This is a genomic window from Actinomadura fibrosa (assembly GCF_900659615.1).
GTDB lineage: Bacteria > Actinomycetota > Actinomycetes > Streptosporangiales > Streptosporangiaceae > Spirillospora > Spirillospora fibrosa.
In genome coordinates this window covers 12,956-27,287 of record NZ_CAACUY010000128.1, presented here as the reverse complement: position 1 = coordinate 27,287, position 14,332 = coordinate 12,956, and the positions used below count along the sequence as shown (strand labels likewise).

The window sequence follows — 14,332 nt, the reverse complement described above, 5'->3', positions numbered from 1 at the left end:
GTCCACGACGGCGGCGGCGCCGAGGCGGCGGGCCATCTCCAGGGCCTGCGGCGCGACGTCCACGGCGACGACGCGGGCGCCGGCCGCCGCGGCGATCATGACGGCGGACAGCCCGACGCCCCCGCAGCCGTGCACGGCGACCCACTGGCCGGCGGTGACGCGGCCCTGGCCGAGGACGGCGCGGAACGCGGTCGCGAAGCGGCAGCCGAGGGCGGCGGCGGTCGCGAAGGACATCTCCAGCGGCATGCCGACCAGGTTCACGTCGGCGTTCTCGATGGCGACGTAGTGGGCGAACGACCCCCAGTGGGTGAAGCCGGGCTGGGTCTGGGCCTCGCACACCTGCTGGTCGCCGGCCGCGCAGGCGGCGCAGCGGCCGCACGCGCAGACGAACGGGACGGTCACGCGGTCGCCGGGGCGCCAGCGGGCGACGTCCGGCCCGGCCGCCTCGACGGTGCCCGCGAGCTCGTGGCCGGGGACGTGCGGGAACGCGCGGATGTCGGGGTCGTGGCCCTGCCAGCCGTGCCAGTCGCTGCGGCAGACGCCGGTGGCCTCGACGCGGATCACCACGCCGGCGCGGGGCACGTCCGGGTCGGGCACGTCGCGCACCTCCGGCGCGCCGCCGAACTCGTCGTACACCACCGCCCGCATGGCACGGTCCTCCTCGCACTCGTCACCGGAGGCTATCCCCGGTTGAGCGCGCGCTAGAACTCGAAGCCGCCGGGGCGGTCGTTGCGGTCGGCGATGAGGCCCGCGAGGGTGGCGATGGCGATCTCGGCGGGGGTGCGGGAGCCGATGTTGAGGCCGATCGGGCGGTGCACGCGGGCGATGTCCTCGGCGGTGACGCCAAGCCCGGTCAGGGCGGGGACGTGCGGCGCCGGGTGGCGGGGGTTGCCCATCACGCCGACCCAGCGGACGGGCTGGGTGAGGACGTCGCGCAGGACGGGCCCCAGTTCGGGCCGGTGGTGGTCGGTGACGACGACGTCGGCGGCGCCGTCGAGGGGCGGCAGGTCGCAGGAGCCGTCGCGGTCCTTGTCGGGGTCGACGAGGAGGGTCCGGTAGCCGAGGTCGGCGCCGTAGCGCAGGAGGTGCTCGGCGACCGGGGTGGCGAACACGGCGACGAGCGTCCGGTCCTCCCGGCCGGACGGAACGTCGCCGTGCGCCACGGCGCAGGACGTGTCGTGCTCGTGCGTTTCCATGGGGAAAGTCTGCCCCGTCCAGCCGGCGGGGCCTGCGCGTTTGCGAAAACCCTGCTTTCCAGACCGCGAAACACTTCCGCGCGAACGGGTATGCCTGCACCCTAGAGTGCACATCGACCGCAGTGCCGGGAGGAACCGTGATCGCGAGACCGGAGGGCGGCCCGCGCGTGGTGGTGGGGGTCGACGACTCCGCGGGTGCCCGCTGCGCGCTCTCCTGGGCGATCGGCGAGGCCCGGCTCCGGCGGCTGCCGCTGCTCGTCGCGCACGCCGCGCCGCTGCCGCCGCACGTGTCGGCGGCCGGGCAGCTCGGCTGCGGCATCACCGACGCGCTGCGCGGGTCCGGCGCCGAGCTGATCGCGCGGCTGCTCGCCGAGGTGTGCGACGGCCCGCCGGACGGCGTGGACATGACCGCGCTGGCGCTGGTCGGCGAGCCGGGCGCGACGCTGGTCCGGCTGGCGGGCGACGACGACATCCTCGTCGTCGGGCACGGGAGCCGCGGCCCGTTCTCGCGGCTGCTGCGGCCGTCGGTGCGGCTGCACTGCGCCCGGCGGGCCCGCGCGACGCTGGTGTGCGTGCGGCCGCCGACGTTCGACGCCCTGCTGGAGAGCCTGACGGCGCGGGACGCGTCGCCCGCGCAGATGCCGGACCGCTCGCGGTTCCGCCGGCTCGGCCGCCGGCTCCGGCTCCCCCGCTGACCGCCGCGCCTCGCCGGCCGGCCGCCGATCGGCGGGGCGCGGGCGGCTGCCAATAGGCTGCGGTGATGCGCAAATACGTCATCGTCGGCCCGCAGGGCAGCGGCAAGGGGACGCAGTCCGCGCTGCTGCTGCGGGACCTGGACCTGGTGCACATCGGCGTGGGCGACATCTTCCGCTGGCACGTGAAGAACCACACGAAGATCGGCGCGCAGGTCCGGCGCACGATGGCGGCGGGCGAGCTGGTCGGGGACGACCTGGTGGAGCGGATCGTCCGGGAGCGGCTCGACCAGCACGACTGGAACTTCGGGTTCATCATCGACGGGTTCCCGCGGAACCGGCGGCAGACGGAGTTCTTCCTGGAGAGCTACGACATCGACGGGGTGATCCACCTCGACCTGCCGGACGGCGAGGTGCGGCGGCGCGTCCTCGCCCGCCGGTACTGCGCCCGCTGCGGCATGGACTACAACCTGATCGACGACCGCCCGACGCAGGAGGGCCGCTGCGACGTGTGCGGGGGCGAGCTCGTGGCCCGCGAGGACGACACCGAGGAGGCGATCGCGCAGCGGCTGCGCGACTACCACCAGAAGACCGACCCGGTCCTGGAGCTGTTCGGCCGCAAGGAGTACGTCGTCACCGTGGACGCCCGGCCGGACATCGACACCGTCCAGCGGACGATCCGGGAGAAGCTCGGGTTGCCGATGCCGCGATGACGTCGCCGGTGGTGGAGCTGCCGGACGAGCGCTTCGCGCGGCGCGGCCTGCGGCTCTTCCTGGAACGGGACGACCTGCTCGATCCGGACCTGCCCGGCAATAAGTGGCGCAAGCTCAAGCACAACCTGGCCCCGGCCCGCGAGCACGGGACAGTGCTCACGTTCGGCGGGGCGTACTCCAACCACCTCCGGGCGGTCGCGGCGGCGGGCGCGCGTTTCGGGTTCGCGACGATCGGGATCGTGCGCGGCGAGGAGCACCGTCCGCTGAACGAGGTCCTCGCCTTCGCCGAGCGGGCGGGCATGCGGCTGGACTACATGGACCGCGGCACGTATCGGCGCAAGCACGAGCCCGGCGTGCTGCGGGCGCTGCGGGAGCGGCACGGCGACTTCTACCTGCTGCCCGAGGGCGGGAGCAACGCGCTCGCCCTCAAGGGATGCGCCGAGCTGGGCGCCGAGCTCGGCGGGTACGACGTCGTCTGCTGCCCGTGCGGGACGGGCGGCACGCTGGCGGGCCTCGCGGCGGGCCTTCCACCGGGCGGCCGGGCCCTCGGGGTCGCGGTGCTGAAGGGCGGCTTCCTGGACGGGGAGGTCGAGCGGCTCCAGCGCGAGGCGTACGGCGGGCGGCGCGGCGACTGGAGCGTGGAGCACGGCTTCCACTTCGGCGGCTACGCCAAGCGGACGGACGAGCTCGACGCGTTCGCGGGCGACTTCGCCGAGCGGCACGGGCTCGTCCTGGACCCCGTGTACACGGCGAAGATGATGTTCGGCGTCTTCGCCCTGGCCGAGCGCGGCGCCTTTCCGGCGGGCACCCGGATCCTGGCGGTGATCACCGGCTGACCGCCCGCCCCGTCCGGAGCGGACGGAGCGGACGGAGCGGGCGGGCCAGGGACAGGCGGGCCGCGGTCAGGCGGGCGGCAGGTCGACCAGGACGGCCAGGGCCGCGCGGTGGCGGTCCGGGGAGCCGAGGGCGATCGAGGCGCTCTTGGCCCGCTTGAGGTACAGGTGCGCGGGGTGCTCCCAGGTGAAACCGATCCCGCCGTGCATCTGCACGCACTCCTCGGCCGCCTTCACCGCCACGGCCGAGCAGTGGGCCTGCGCCACGGCGACCGCGATCTCGGTGTCGGGATCGGCGGCCGCGAGGCAGGACGCCGCGTGCCGGGCCACGGCGCGGGCCTGCGTGATCGACGTCCACAGATCGGCGAGGCGGTGCTTGAGGCCCTGGTAGGAGCCGACGGGCCGGCCGAACTGGTAGCGCGTCTTCAGGTACTCGACGGTCGTCTCCAGGCAGCGCTCGGCGGTCCCGAGCTGCTCGGAGGCCAGCATCGCGGCACCGGCGAGGAGCCCGGCGCGGACGGCGTCCGGCCCCTCGGCGACGCGCCGCGCGGGCACGCCGGAGAAGGCGATGTCGGCGAGGCGCCGGGTCATGTCGAGCGAGGTGACCGCGGTGCGGCGGGCCTCGGACGCGTCGACCGCGTACAGGCCGTCCGCCGCCGGGACGAGCAGCACGTCCGCCGCCAGACCGTCGGCGACGCTGGTGACCTCGCCGGTCAGCGCGCCGTCCTTCGCCTGGACGGCGGGGACGGGCCCGCCCGGCGGCGTGCTGAACGGCACGGCGAGGACGGCGACGCCCTCGCCGGCCGCCAGCCGCGCGAGCAGATCGCGCTCGCCGGCCGCGAGGAGCGCGGCGGTGGCGACCACGGCGCTGCCGAGGAACGGGACGGGCGCGACCGCGCGGCCCAGCTCCTCCATGACGACGGCGGTCTCCCGCCAGGTGGCGCCGGCGCCGCCGAGGTCCTCGGGGACGGGCAGCCCCGCGCAGCCGAGCTGCCCGGCGACGGCGCGCCAGAGCGCCGCGTCGTAGGGCTCGTCCTTCTCGGTCCCGGCGAGCACGGACGTCCACGGCGCCCGGTCGTCGAGGAGGTCGCGGACGCCGGCGCGCAGGTCGTTCTCGATCTCGCTGTACAGCAGGTCGCTCACTTGGGCAGGTCCTTCCACGGCACGTCCTTGTCGACCCGGATCTCGCCGGGCAGGCCCAGCACCCGTTCGGCGATGATGTTGCGCAGGATCTCCGAGGTGCCGCCCTCGATGGAGTTGCCCTTGGCGCGCAGGTAGCGGTAGCCGGGCGAGCGGCGGGTGAAGTCGACCTCGGACGGGCGGCGCATCGTCCAGTCGTCGTAGCGCAGGCCGTCCTCACCGAGCAGTTCCAGCTCCAGGCCGGAGACCTCCTGGTTGAGCCGGGCGAAGGCGAGCTTGGCGCCCGAGCCCTCCGGGCCGGGCTGCCCGGCGGTGAGCTGCTGGCGCAGCCGCGCGCCGGTGAGCCGGGCGGCCTCGGTCTCGACCCACAGCCGCAGCAGGGCGTCGTGCGCGCCGGGGGTGCGCAGCTCGGGCCGGTCGCGCCAGAGCGCGGCCACCACGCCGATCATGCCGCTCTCGCGGGGCGCGGCGGCGCCGCCGATGGCGACGCGCTCGTTCATCAGCGTCGTGGTGGAGACCTGCCAGCCCTGGCCGACGTCGCCGAGCCGGTCGGTGTCGGGGATCCGGACGTCGGTGAGGAACACCTCGTTGAACTCGGCCTCGCCGGTGATCTGCCGCAGCGGCCTGACCTCGACGCCCGGCGCGGTCATGTCGCAGACGAAGTAGGTCATGCCGCGGTGCTTCGGGACGTCTGGGTCGGTGCGGGTGACGAGGATCGCCCAGCGGGCCTCGTGCGCCATCGACGTCCAGACCTTCTGGCCGTTGACGACCCAGCCGTCGCCGTCGCGGACGGCGCGGGTGCCGAGGGCGGCGAGGTCGGATCCGGCGCCGGGCTCGCTGAACAGCTGGCACCAGATCTCCTCGCCCGTCCAGAGCGGGCGCAGGAAGCGGCGCTTCTGCTCCTCGGTGCCGAAGGCGAGGATCGTCGGGGCCGCCATGCCGAGCCCGATGCCGTTGCGCTCGGGCTGGTTGGTCGGCGCGCCGGCCTTGGCGAACCGCCGGTCGACGGCGGGCTGGAGGGCGCGGGGGGCACCGAGCCCGCCGAGCCCCTCGGGGTAGTGGACCCAGGCGAGCCCGGCGTCGAAGCGGGCGCGCAGGAACTCCAGCGGCTCGGTGGCGGCCGGGTCGTGCGCGTCGAGGAACGCGTCGACCCGCCGGTCCAGCTCGTCGGCGTCGGGCGGTGCTGTGCTCACGGGGCGAACCTCCGCGCGGGATCAGGGCGGCGCCGGGGTGGCGGGCGGGGCCACCGCACCGGACATACCAACCGGTCGGTATGACGCGTCCACCCTAGGAACCGGCGGCCGACCGAGTCAACCGCCGCTACGGGCGCGCCGCCATCGCGCGGGCGAGCCCGCGGTGGTCGTGGTAGTCACGGGTCTCGACGATCAGCCCGTCCCGGATCCGCAGCACCTGGACGTTCGCCACCCGGAACGCCGCCCCGGTGGTGGCGACGCGGCCGGCGTAGTCGAACTCCGCCACGATGACCTCGGGGTCGGCCGTCTCGTGCACCACCACGTTCCGGGCGACCAGCTCCAGCGGCCCGGCCGCGGCGGCGCGGAAGTGCCGGTCGAGGGACGCGCGGCCCTCCAGGTGCGGCGGCGCGGGCGGGAGGGCGAAGGGCTGGTCGACCACCGCGTCCTCGGCGTAGAGGGCGGCCAGCTCGTGCCAGCGGCCCGCCGAGATGCCGGCGCTGAGCCGCTCGAAGACCTCGCGGGGCGTCACGCCATCGCCCGCTCGAACGCGTCGTGGTGGGCGTAGTCGCGGGACTCGACGATGTGCCCGTCGCGGACGCGCAGGACCCAGATGTTCGGGACGACGAACTCGCGCCCCGTCTCGGTGTTGCGGCCGGCGTACGCGAACTCGGCCACGATGACCTCGGGGTCGGTCGTCTCGTGCACGACGACGTCGCGCGCCTGCATCTCGATCGGCAGGGTCTCCAGCTGGGCGAAGTGCTCGCGCAGCGCGTCGCGTCCCTCCAGCCGGGACGCGGGGTGGGCGAACGGGTGCACCACCACCGCGTCCTTGGCGTAGAGCTGCGGCAGCAGGTCCGGCCGGCGCGCCGTGACCCCGCCGATGAGCCGCAGGAAGACGGCGCGGGGGCTGGCGAATTCGGACATCGTCTCTCCTCTACAATCGGAGTTCGCGCTCCGTATGAGAAAATACGGAGTCTCGACTCCACATGTCAACGGAAGGCCGAGATGTCCGCACCCGCGTCCGGGAGGCCCCTGCGCGCCGACGCGCTCCGCAACCGCGCCAAGGTCCTCGCGGCGGCCGAGGCCGTGTTCGCCGCCCGGGGCACCTCGGCGTCCACCGAGGAGGTCGCGCGGGAGGCGGGCGTCGGGATCGGCACGGTGTTCCGGCACTTCCCCACCAAGGAGTCGCTGCTGGAGGCCGCCCTCGTGGCCCTGCTGGAGCGGCTCGCCGGCGAGGCCCGCGACCTGCTGGGCGCCGCCGACCCCGGCGCGGCGCTGTTCGGCTTCCTCGCCCGGGTGGTCGCGCAGGCGAAGGCGAAGCAGGCGATCACGGAGGCGCTCGCCGAGGCGGGCGTCGACGCCCGGGAGGCGGCGCGCCAGAGCGGCGGCGGCCCCGGGCTCAAGGAGGCGCTCGGCGCGCTGGTGGAGCGGGCGCAGAAGGCGGGGGCCGTCCGCACGGACATCGGGCCCGCCGACGTCATGGCCCTCCTCGCCGGCCTGTCCTACGCGGCCGGGCACGCGGGCGCCGGCGAGGGCGTCCTCGCGATCGCGTTCGACGGCCTCCGCGCGCCGGACGCGGGCTCAGCGCCGCCGTATCCCGCCGCGGCCGGGTCGGTGCCACGCGAATAGGGCCGTCCGCGGCGCCCGGTGAGCGCGGCGGCGGCCTGGACGAATGAAGGGGCGGACCGGTGTCCGCCCCGCGGTGGAAGGCCGGCATGCGGTGGAGGGAACCGCATGCCGGCCGGGGCGCGGGTCAGGCGCGGGGCAGGCGCTCCAGGCGCTTGGCCGCGGTGGCCTCGTGGGCGGGCATGAGGTCGGCCTGGGAGATGGTGACGACGTGCGGGGCGATGGCGCGGACGCCCTCGTCGGTGTCGATCCGCTGCCAGGTCACCGTCTTCAGGAAGGACGCGACGGAGAGGCCGCCGGTGTAGCGGCCGGCGTTGGCGGTCGGGAGCACGTGGTTGGTGCCGATCGCCTTGTCGCTGAACGCGACGGTCGCGCGCTGCCCGACGAACAGCGAGCCGTAGTTGCGCAGGTTCTTGAGGTACCAGTCGTCGCGGTCGGTGTGGACCTCCAGGTGCTCGGCGGCGAGCAGGTCGCTCAGCCGGACGGCGTCGTCGTGGTCGGCGGCGAGCAGCACGAACCCGTAGTCGCGCCAGGCGGCGCCGGGGACCTCCGCGGCGCCGGCCCTCGCCAGGTCGCCGAGCTGCCGGTCGATCTCGGCGAGGACCGCGTCCGCCATCGCGCGGCTGGTGGTGACGAGCGCGGCGGGCGAGGTCGGGCCGTGCTCGGCCTGGCCGAGCAGGTCGGCGGCGACCAGCTCGGGGTCGGCCGAGTCGTCGGCGATGACCGCCACCTCGGACGGCCCGGCGATCATGTCGATGCCGACCTGGCCGTAGAGCTGCCGCTTGGCCTCGGCGACGAAGGCGTTGCCGGGGCCGACGAGCTTGTCCACGGGGCCGGCGCCGTCCAGCAGGCCGAACGCCATCGCCGCGACGGCCTGCACGCCGCCGAGGCAGTAGACGGCGTCCGCGCCGGACGCGGTGAGGCTGTACAGGGTCGGCGCGTGCACGCCCTGGCCGGCGCGGGGCGGGGTGCAGGCGACGACGCGGTCCACCCCGGCGACCTTCGGCACCTTGACGGTCATGAACGGGCTGGCGAGCATCGGCACGCGCCCGGCGGGCGCGTAGGCGCCCACGTGGGCGAGCGGGATCTGCTTCTGCCCGAGGACCACCCCGGGCAGCGTCTCGGCCTCGAAGTCGGTGAGGGTGGCGAGCTGGCGGGCGGCGAACCCGGCGACCTGCTCGATCGCGAAGTCGATGCTCTCGCGCAGCCTCGGGTCGAGCCCGGCGGTCGCGCGGGCGGCCTCGCCGGCGGTGACGGCGAAGGACCCGGGATCCCAGCCGTCCAGCTCGCGCGAGTACCGGCGGACGGCGTCCATGCCGTCCCGCTCGATCGTCGAGAGCATCTCGCTGACCCGGTCGCGGACCTGCGGATCGACGGCGCTGGAGGCGATCTTCAGCGGCCTCTTCAGCACGGTCACGTCGCCGGCGGGAACACGCACGTGGTTACTCCTAACGGGAGGTGTGGGAGGGCGGGAGCGGGGCCGGCGCGGGCAGCGGGCCGGCGACCGCGCGCGGCGGCCGTCGCACGCGGCAGCCCGGTCGCGGCGAGGTTAGCCGAGGCCCCGGCGGGAGGGGTAGCCTCCTCTTTCCTTAGAGATCGGAAGGCTCTCCCTTAATGACGCTGATCCAGCTGCTGTACTTCGTGTCCGCGGCCGAGGCGGGCTCGTTCTCCGCCGCGGCCGAGCGGCTGAGCCTGGCGACGCCGTCGGTGTCGGAGCAGATCCGCCGGCTGGAGCGGCACCTGGGCACGGCGCTGTTCGAGCGCGGGCGCGCCCTCCAGCTCACCGACGCGGGCCGGGCGCTGCTGCCGCAGGCGCGGGCGACGCTGCGGGCGGCCGGGGAGGCGGAGCGGGCGGTCGCCGACGTCCGCGGGCTCAGGGGCGGCCTCGCCACCTTCGGTCTGTTCCGCAACGCGGACTACTACCTGGTGGGGCCCCTCGTCGAGACCTTCCTGCGGGAGCACCCGCGGGTCCGCGTCCGGCTGCCGGGGCAGAACAGCGCCGAGGTCGCCGACGCCGTCCGCGCCGGGCGGCTGGAGGCGGGGCTGGTCGTGCTGCCGGTCGAGGAGGAGGACCTGACCGTCTCCCCGATCATGCGGGACGAGGTGCGGTACGTCAGCGCCGACCCGCGGCGCGCCGACGGCCCCGTCCCGCTGGAGCGGCTGGCCCGCGGCGACCTCATCCTCTACGACGCCGCGTGGGCCGGCACCGACCCGACCCGGCGCCAGATCACGGCGCGGATGCGGGCCCGCGGGCTGGCGCTGACGCCCTACGTCGAGGTCGAGCGGGTCGAGGGCGCGCTGGAGCTCGTCCGGCGCGGGCTCGGGGACACCGTCGTGGCGAGCACCGTCCTCCAGACCCGCGGGCCCGGCCTCCACAGCGCTCCGCTGGAGGAGCCCCTGCACGACGACATCGCGGTGGTCCAGCGGCGCGGAGCGCGGCTGTCGGCGGGCACGGCGGAGTTCATCCGGCTCGCCCGCGACCACCTGCACCGCCTCGCGCGGGACAACCCGCACGCCCGGATCCTCGGCCGCCGGAGCTGACCGGGAACGCGAAAGCCCTTACGCCACAGGGCCTCCGGACGCTCCACAGGAAAATCCTGTGGACCGTAGAGGATCATTCGGCGTTGTCCTTCGGATCGGGCGGCTCGTAGATTGCGCGCCAAGCCACCCGATGTGGCCCAGTGCACACGCGGGCCCCCGGCGCCCGGGCGGCGGCCCGCCCGGCGACGACCGGTGGTCCGGCGCGATCGCCGCCCGACGACGGCGACGGAGGCCGGTCCGCGCGCCCGGACCGGACGAAAGGTCGGTGAGACTCACCATGGCGGACCCGCTACTGGAGGCCCGCGGCATCGGCAAGAGCTACGGGCACGTCGAGGTGCTCCGGGGAGCCGACTTCTCGGTGGCCCGCGGCGAGGTGACGGCCCTGATCGGCGACAACGGAGCCGGCAAGAGCACCCTGGTCAAGATCCTCTCGGGTGCGCTGAGCCCGGACGCCGGCGAGATCCGGCTGGCCGGCGAGCGGGTCGCGTTCGGCTCGCCCGAGGACGCGCACGGCATGGGGATCGAGACCGTCTACCAGGACCTGGCGCTCGCCCCGGAGCTCGGCTCGGCGGAGAACGTCTTCGCCGGGCGGGAGCTGCTGAAGCCCGGGATCCTCGGGCGGCTCGGCGTCCTCGACCGCAGGACGATGCGCGACCGGGCGCGGCGGGCGTTCGCGGAGATGGGCACCGACGTCAAGGACATCGAGGCGCCGGTCGCCGCGCTGTCGGGCGGCCAGCGGCAGAGCGTCGCGATCTGCCGGTCGGTGCTGTGGGCCGACAAGGTCGTCTTCATGGACGAGCCGACCGCGGCCCTCGGCGTCCGGCAGACCGGCAAGGTCCTGGAGCTGATCCGCCGGGTCGCGGACCGGGGCATCGCGGTGGTGCTGATCAGCCACAACATGCCCGAGGTGCTCCAGGTCGCCGACCGCGTCCAGGTCCTGCGGCTCGGGCGCCGCGTCGCCGAGTTCGCGGCGGCGGGAACGACGGTGGAGCAGCTCGTCGGCGCCATGACCGGCGCGCTGGAAGGGAACGCGGCATGACGGAGATCCCCGCGCAGGCGCCCCCGGCGGGCGCTGCGGACGACGCGGACAAGGCCCCCACGGCGGGCGCGAGGAGCGGCGCGGGCGGCGCGAGCGACACGGGCGGCGTGGACGGGACGGGCGGCGGCGCGCTGCGGATCGTCCACCGGTCACCGCTGCGCAAGTTCCTGTCGTCCTCGCCGGCCTACATGGGCCTGGTCCTGCTGCTGCTCGTGCTGCTGTTCTCGGCGCTGCGTCCCGAGGCGTTCCCGACCACGGCGACCGGCCGCAACATCTCGCTGGACATCTCGGTCCTGCTGGTGATGGCCGTCGGCATGACCTACGTGATGGTCGCGGGCGGGTTCGACCTGTCGATCGGGTCGGTGCTGGTGTTCTCCGGCGTGGTGATGGCCAAGACGATGTCCGCGCTCGGCGGGGACGGCGCCCTCGTCGTGGTCGCCGGGATGGCCGCGGCGGTCCTCGCCGGCGTCGCCTGGGGGCTGGTGAACGGCCTGTGCATCACGGTCCTGAAGGTGCCCGCGCTCATCACCACGCTCGGCACCATGGGCGCGGCGCTCGGCGCGTCCCAGCTCCTGACGGGCGGCAACGACGTCACGACCGTCCCGGACGCGCTGCTGACGATCACCACGTCGCGGCCGCTCGGCTTCAGCTGGCTCGTCTACGTCGCCGCGCTCGTCGCGGTGGCCGGCGGGCTGGTCCTCGCGTTCACCCGGTTCGGCCGCCACACCTACCTGGTCGGCTCCAACGAGGAGTCGGCCCGCCGCGCCGGCATCAACGTCGGCCGCCACCTCGTCCGGCTCTACGCGATCAGCGGCGGGCTCGCCGGGGTCGCGGGCGCGATGTCGCTCACCCGGTTCGCCACCACCACGATCTCCGGCCACGCCACCGACGCGCTCCAGGTCATCACCGGGGTCGTGCTCGGCGGGACGAGCCTGTACGGCGGCATCGGCACCGTCCTCGGCACCGTCGTCGGCATCTTCATCCCCGCCGTCCTCCAGAACGGCTTCGTCGTCACCCACGTCCAGCCCTACTGGCAGCAGGTGGTGATCGGCTTCGTGCTGATCGCGGCCGTCTACGTCGACCACCTCAAGCGCGCCAGGCGCGACCGCAGCTAGGAGACCCTCATGAGACACGGCACCGCCATCCGGCTGGCCGCGGCGGCCGGCCTGGCCGCCACGGCCCTCACCGCCTGCGGCTCCGGGGACGGCTCGTCCTCCGGGCAGAAGCGGATCGTCTACGTCCCGGCCGTGACCGGCATCCCCTTCTACAACTCCGTCGCGTGCGGCGCGAAGGCCAAGGCCAAGGAGACCGGCGCGAAGCTGGACGTCCAGGGGCCGCCGGAGTTCGACCCCGCCAAGCAGTCGGCGATCGTCAACGCGCTGGTGGCCGACAAGCCCGACGCGATCATGATCTCGGTGGCCGACTCCAAGGCGCTGATCCCGCCGCTCAAGCTCGCCAAGGCCGCCGGCATCAAGATCATCGGCGTGGACGGCGACGTGGACGACCGCTCGATCATGACCACGAACATCATCGCCAACAACCTCAAGGGCGGCGCGCTCGCCGCGCAGGAGATGGCGAAGGCCACCGGCGGCAAGGGCGAGGTCATGGGGCTGAACAACGACCCCGGCAACCCGCTCGGCGAGGCGCGCGCCAAGGGCTTCACCGACGAGCTGAAGAAGTACCCCGGGCTGAAGTACCTCGGCACGCAATACAGCAAGAATGAGACGGCCAAGGCGGCCTCGATCGCGTCGAGCGCCAGCTCCTCGAACCCGCGGCTGACCGGCGTCTACACGATGTCGACGACCAACTCCGAGGGAGCCGTCACCGGTCTGCGGGAGTCGGGCAGGACCGGGAAGGTCAAGCTCATCGGGTTCGACATCTCCGGCCCGATCGAGACGGCGCTGAAGAACGGGCAGATGGCCGGCACCATCGTCCAGCACCCCTACCAGGAGGGGCAGATCGGCGTGCAGTCGGCGCTGGACGCGGTGGCGGGCAAGAGCGTCCCGCGCGACCAGAACAGCGACCTGGTCTTCGCGACCCCGGCGAACCTGGCCACGCCGGAGGTCCAGAAGTACGTGTACAAGAAAGAGTGCAACGCGTGACGGAAGCCAAGGAGCCCGAAGGACCGCGCGGTGGGACGCGCGCCGAGGAGAAGGACACCGCGCCGCGGGACGCCGAGAGGGCGGCGCGCGGTGAGGGGGCCGCCGCGCCGCGGTACGCGCCGCAGGTGTCCTCCACCGGGCGCGTCATGCCGGCGGAGTTCTCGATCGCCCTCGCGGAGGGCCGCGGCGCCACCCTCCCGGACGGCGACTACAGCCGGCGCAAGCAGTCGCTGCGCGGCTTCGAGGACCAGTACACCGACATCGTCGACTACATCGTCCGGATCACCCACCGCATCTGGGAAGACCAGGACATCGGCTACATCTACGACACCTACGCGCCGGGCTGCCGGGTGTTCGACGACAGCGGCCCCCGGCACGGCATCGAGGACATGGTCGCCGGAACGGTCCAGGCCATCGCGGCGTTCCCGAACATGCGGCACTACGCCGACGAGGTGATCTGGGCGGGCGACGACGAGCAGGGCTTCGTCACCTCCCACCGCGCCCTCAACATCGGCGACCACACCGGGCACTGGCGCTGGGGCCCGCCGACGCGCCGCCGCCTCAACACCTGGGTCATCGCCAACTGCGTCGTCAGGGACAACGAGATCCACGAGGAGTGGGTCCTCTACAACACCGCGGCCAAGCTCCAGCAGCTCGGCCTGGACGTGGCGGCCTGCGCCCGCGAGTTCGGCAACGCCGGCGCGCTGCGGCCCTACACCGAGCGCGAGCAGGCCGAGGTGGAGCGGCTCCAGGGCGGGCGGAAGCCGGTCGCCGTCCCCGAGCCCGCCCCCACCGGCCGGTTCGACGTCGAGGAGTGGGTCCGCGCCCTCTTCCACAACACCTACAACCGCCGCGACCTGAGCACGATCGAGCGGTTCTACGCGCCGAACGTCCGCTGGTACGGCGCGACCAACCGGCAGGGCTACGGCAGGCAGCAGGTCAAGGCGATGGCGCGCGCCCTGCTGTCCACGTTCCCGGACCTGGGCGTCCACGTGGACGAGGTCTACTGGATGGGCAACCCGGACGAGGGCTACCGGATCAGCGTCCGCTGGGGCGGTGCGGGCACCCACAAGGGCTACTCGCTGTACGGCGCTCCGACCGGCCGCCAGGTCCACATCTGGGGGCTGTCGCAGCTCTACGTCCGGCACGGCGAGATCGTCGAGGAGTGGGCGCTGTTCAACGAGTTCGACGTGATGGCGCAGCTCCTACGGGACGAGGCTGCGGCGCTGCTCTGAACCGGGCGGCCCGGGCGCCGTC

General features: G+C 74.2%; 16 protein-coding genes. 9 read left to right on the top strand and 7 right to left on the bottom strand.

Translation table 11 applies throughout. From position 1 onward, the window contains the following. Together E1300_RS31480 and E1300_RS31475 are read right to left on the bottom strand one after the other, a co-directional pair. The coding region (locus E1300_RS31480; protein ID WP_165503075.1) for an alcohol dehydrogenase catalytic domain-containing protein at positions 1–648 on the bottom strand (648 nt) is incomplete at its 3' end. A 53-nt stretch (positions 649–701) separates the two neighbouring features. After that, complete coding sequence (locus tag E1300_RS31475) at positions 702–1,196, bottom strand: XdhC family protein (RefSeq protein ID WP_131760740.1); 495 nt, start codon at positions 1,194–1,196, stop codon at positions 702–704. A 137-nt stretch (positions 1,197–1,333) separates the two neighbouring features. Here E1300_RS31475 and E1300_RS31470 point away from each other — a divergent pair, with 137 nt between their 5' ends. The 3 genes from E1300_RS31470 (at position 1,334) to E1300_RS31460 (ending at position 3,437) form a co-directional block, all read left to right on the top strand. Further along, positions 1,334–1,891, top strand: coding sequence for a universal stress protein (locus tag E1300_RS31470; RefSeq protein WP_165503074.1), 558 nt, complete (start codon positions 1,334–1,336; stop codon positions 1,889–1,891). A 65-nt stretch (positions 1,892–1,956) separates the two neighbouring features. Continuing rightward, the gene (locus E1300_RS31465; RefSeq protein ID WP_131760738.1) at positions 1,957–2,601 is read left to right on the top strand and encodes an adenylate kinase family protein; all 645 of its coding nucleotides are present in this window, start codon (positions 1,957–1,959) and stop codon (positions 2,599–2,601) included. Next, positions 2,598–3,437, top strand: coding sequence for a 1-aminocyclopropane-1-carboxylate deaminase/D-cysteine desulfhydrase (locus E1300_RS31460; RefSeq protein ID WP_131760737.1), 840 nt, complete (start codon positions 2,598–2,600; stop codon positions 3,435–3,437). Before E1300_RS31465 ends, E1300_RS31460 begins: the two co-directional genes overlap by 4 nt. Positions 3,438–3,503: 66 nt before the next feature. Here the strand turns inward: E1300_RS31460 and E1300_RS31455 are convergent, their stop codons facing one another. From E1300_RS31455 to E1300_RS31440, 4 genes are all read right to left on the bottom strand, one after another. Then, a complete protein-coding gene (locus tag E1300_RS31455) occupies positions 3,504–4,577 on the bottom strand; it encodes an acyl-CoA dehydrogenase family protein (protein WP_131760736.1) in 1,074 nt (357 codons plus the stop codon). Then, on the bottom strand, positions 4,574–5,767 hold the full coding sequence (locus tag E1300_RS31450) for an acyl-CoA dehydrogenase family protein (protein ID WP_131760735.1): 1,194 nt from the start codon (positions 5,765–5,767) through the stop codon (positions 4,574–4,576). The genes E1300_RS31455 and E1300_RS31450 overlap by 4 nt, the downstream gene beginning before the upstream one ends. A gap of 127 nt (positions 5,768–5,894) precedes the next feature. Then, positions 5,895–6,296 (bottom strand): nuclear transport factor 2 family protein, encoded by a 402-nt coding sequence (locus E1300_RS31445; protein ID WP_165503073.1) that lies wholly within the window; start codon positions 6,294–6,296, stop codon positions 5,895–5,897. Continuing rightward, on the bottom strand, positions 6,293–6,691 hold the full coding sequence (locus tag E1300_RS31440; protein WP_131760733.1) for a nuclear transport factor 2 family protein: 399 nt from the start codon (positions 6,689–6,691) through the stop codon (positions 6,293–6,295). Before E1300_RS31440 ends, E1300_RS31445 begins: the two co-directional genes overlap by 4 nt. A gap of 81 nt (positions 6,692–6,772) precedes the next feature. Here E1300_RS31440 and E1300_RS31435 point away from each other — a divergent pair, with 81 nt between their 5' ends. Then, positions 6,773–7,396 (top strand): TetR/AcrR family transcriptional regulator, encoded by a 624-nt coding sequence (locus tag E1300_RS31435; protein ID WP_131760732.1) that lies wholly within the window; start codon positions 6,773–6,775, stop codon positions 7,394–7,396. Positions 7,397–7,520: 124 nt separating this feature from the next. On the opposite strand, the gene hisD is transcribed toward E1300_RS31435, so the two are convergent. Next, the gene (hisD, locus tag E1300_RS31430) at positions 7,521–8,831 is read right to left on the bottom strand and encodes a histidinol dehydrogenase (protein WP_207400061.1); all 1,311 of its coding nucleotides are present in this window, start codon (positions 8,829–8,831) and stop codon (positions 7,521–7,523) included. A gap of 176 nt (positions 8,832–9,007) precedes the next feature. Here hisD and E1300_RS31425 point away from each other — a divergent pair, with 176 nt between their 5' ends. The 5 genes from E1300_RS31425 to E1300_RS31405 all read left to right on the top strand — a co-directional run bounded on the left by E1300_RS31425 (position 9,008) and on the right by E1300_RS31405 (position 14,310). Beyond that, on the top strand, positions 9,008–9,934 hold the full coding sequence (locus E1300_RS31425; RefSeq protein WP_131760731.1) for a LysR family transcriptional regulator: 927 nt from the start codon (positions 9,008–9,010) through the stop codon (positions 9,932–9,934). 277 nt (positions 9,935–10,211) lie between these two features. Next, positions 10,212–10,973 carry an ATP-binding cassette domain-containing protein gene (locus E1300_RS31420; protein ID WP_131760730.1) on the top strand — a complete coding sequence of 254 codons (762 nt, stop codon included), beginning with the start codon at positions 10,212–10,214 and terminating at the stop codon, positions 10,971–10,973. Beyond that, the gene (locus E1300_RS31415; RefSeq protein WP_131760729.1) at positions 10,970–12,088 is read left to right on the top strand and encodes an ABC transporter permease; all 1,119 of its coding nucleotides are present in this window, start codon (positions 10,970–10,972) and stop codon (positions 12,086–12,088) included. The genes E1300_RS31420 and E1300_RS31415 overlap by 4 nt, the downstream gene beginning before the upstream one ends. 9 nt (positions 12,089–12,097) lie before the next feature. After that, positions 12,098–13,075 carry an ABC transporter substrate-binding protein gene (locus E1300_RS31410; protein WP_131760728.1) on the top strand — a complete coding sequence of 326 codons (978 nt, stop codon included), beginning with the start codon at positions 12,098–12,100 and terminating at the stop codon, positions 13,073–13,075. Continuing rightward, positions 13,072–14,310, top strand: a complete 1,239-nt coding sequence (locus tag E1300_RS31405) for an ester cyclase (RefSeq protein WP_207400060.1) — start codon at positions 13,072–13,074, stop codon at positions 14,308–14,310. The genes E1300_RS31410 and E1300_RS31405 overlap by 4 nt, the downstream gene beginning before the upstream one ends. The last annotated feature ends 22 nt before the right edge of the window (positions 14,311–14,332 follow it).

Coding starts and splice junctions, on each gene's coding strand:
- E1300_RS31475 (WP_131760740.1), bottom strand. CDS start 1,196: ATGGAAACGCACGAGCACGACACGTCCTGCGCCGTGGCGCACGGCGAC.
- E1300_RS31465 (WP_131760738.1), top strand. CDS start 1,957: ATGCGCAAATACGTCATCGTCGGCCCGCAGGGCAGCGGCAAGGGGACG.
- E1300_RS31460 (WP_131760737.1), top strand. CDS start 2,598: ATGACGTCGCCGGTGGTGGAGCTGCCGGACGAGCGCTTCGCGCGGCGC.
- E1300_RS31440 (WP_131760733.1), bottom strand. CDS start 6,691: ATGTCCGAATTCGCCAGCCCCCGCGCCGTCTTCCTGCGGCTCATCGGC.
- E1300_RS31435 (WP_131760732.1), top strand. CDS start 6,773: ATGTCCGCACCCGCGTCCGGGAGGCCCCTGCGCGCCGACGCGCTCCGC.
- E1300_RS31425 (WP_131760731.1), top strand. CDS start 9,008: ATGACGCTGATCCAGCTGCTGTACTTCGTGTCCGCGGCCGAGGCGGGC.
- E1300_RS31420 (WP_131760730.1), top strand. CDS start 10,212: ATGGCGGACCCGCTACTGGAGGCCCGCGGCATCGGCAAGAGCTACGGG.
- E1300_RS31415 (WP_131760729.1), top strand. CDS start 10,970: ATGACGGAGATCCCCGCGCAGGCGCCCCCGGCGGGCGCTGCGGACGAC.
- E1300_RS31410 (WP_131760728.1), top strand. CDS start 12,098: ATGAGACACGGCACCGCCATCCGGCTGGCCGCGGCGGCCGGCCTGGCC.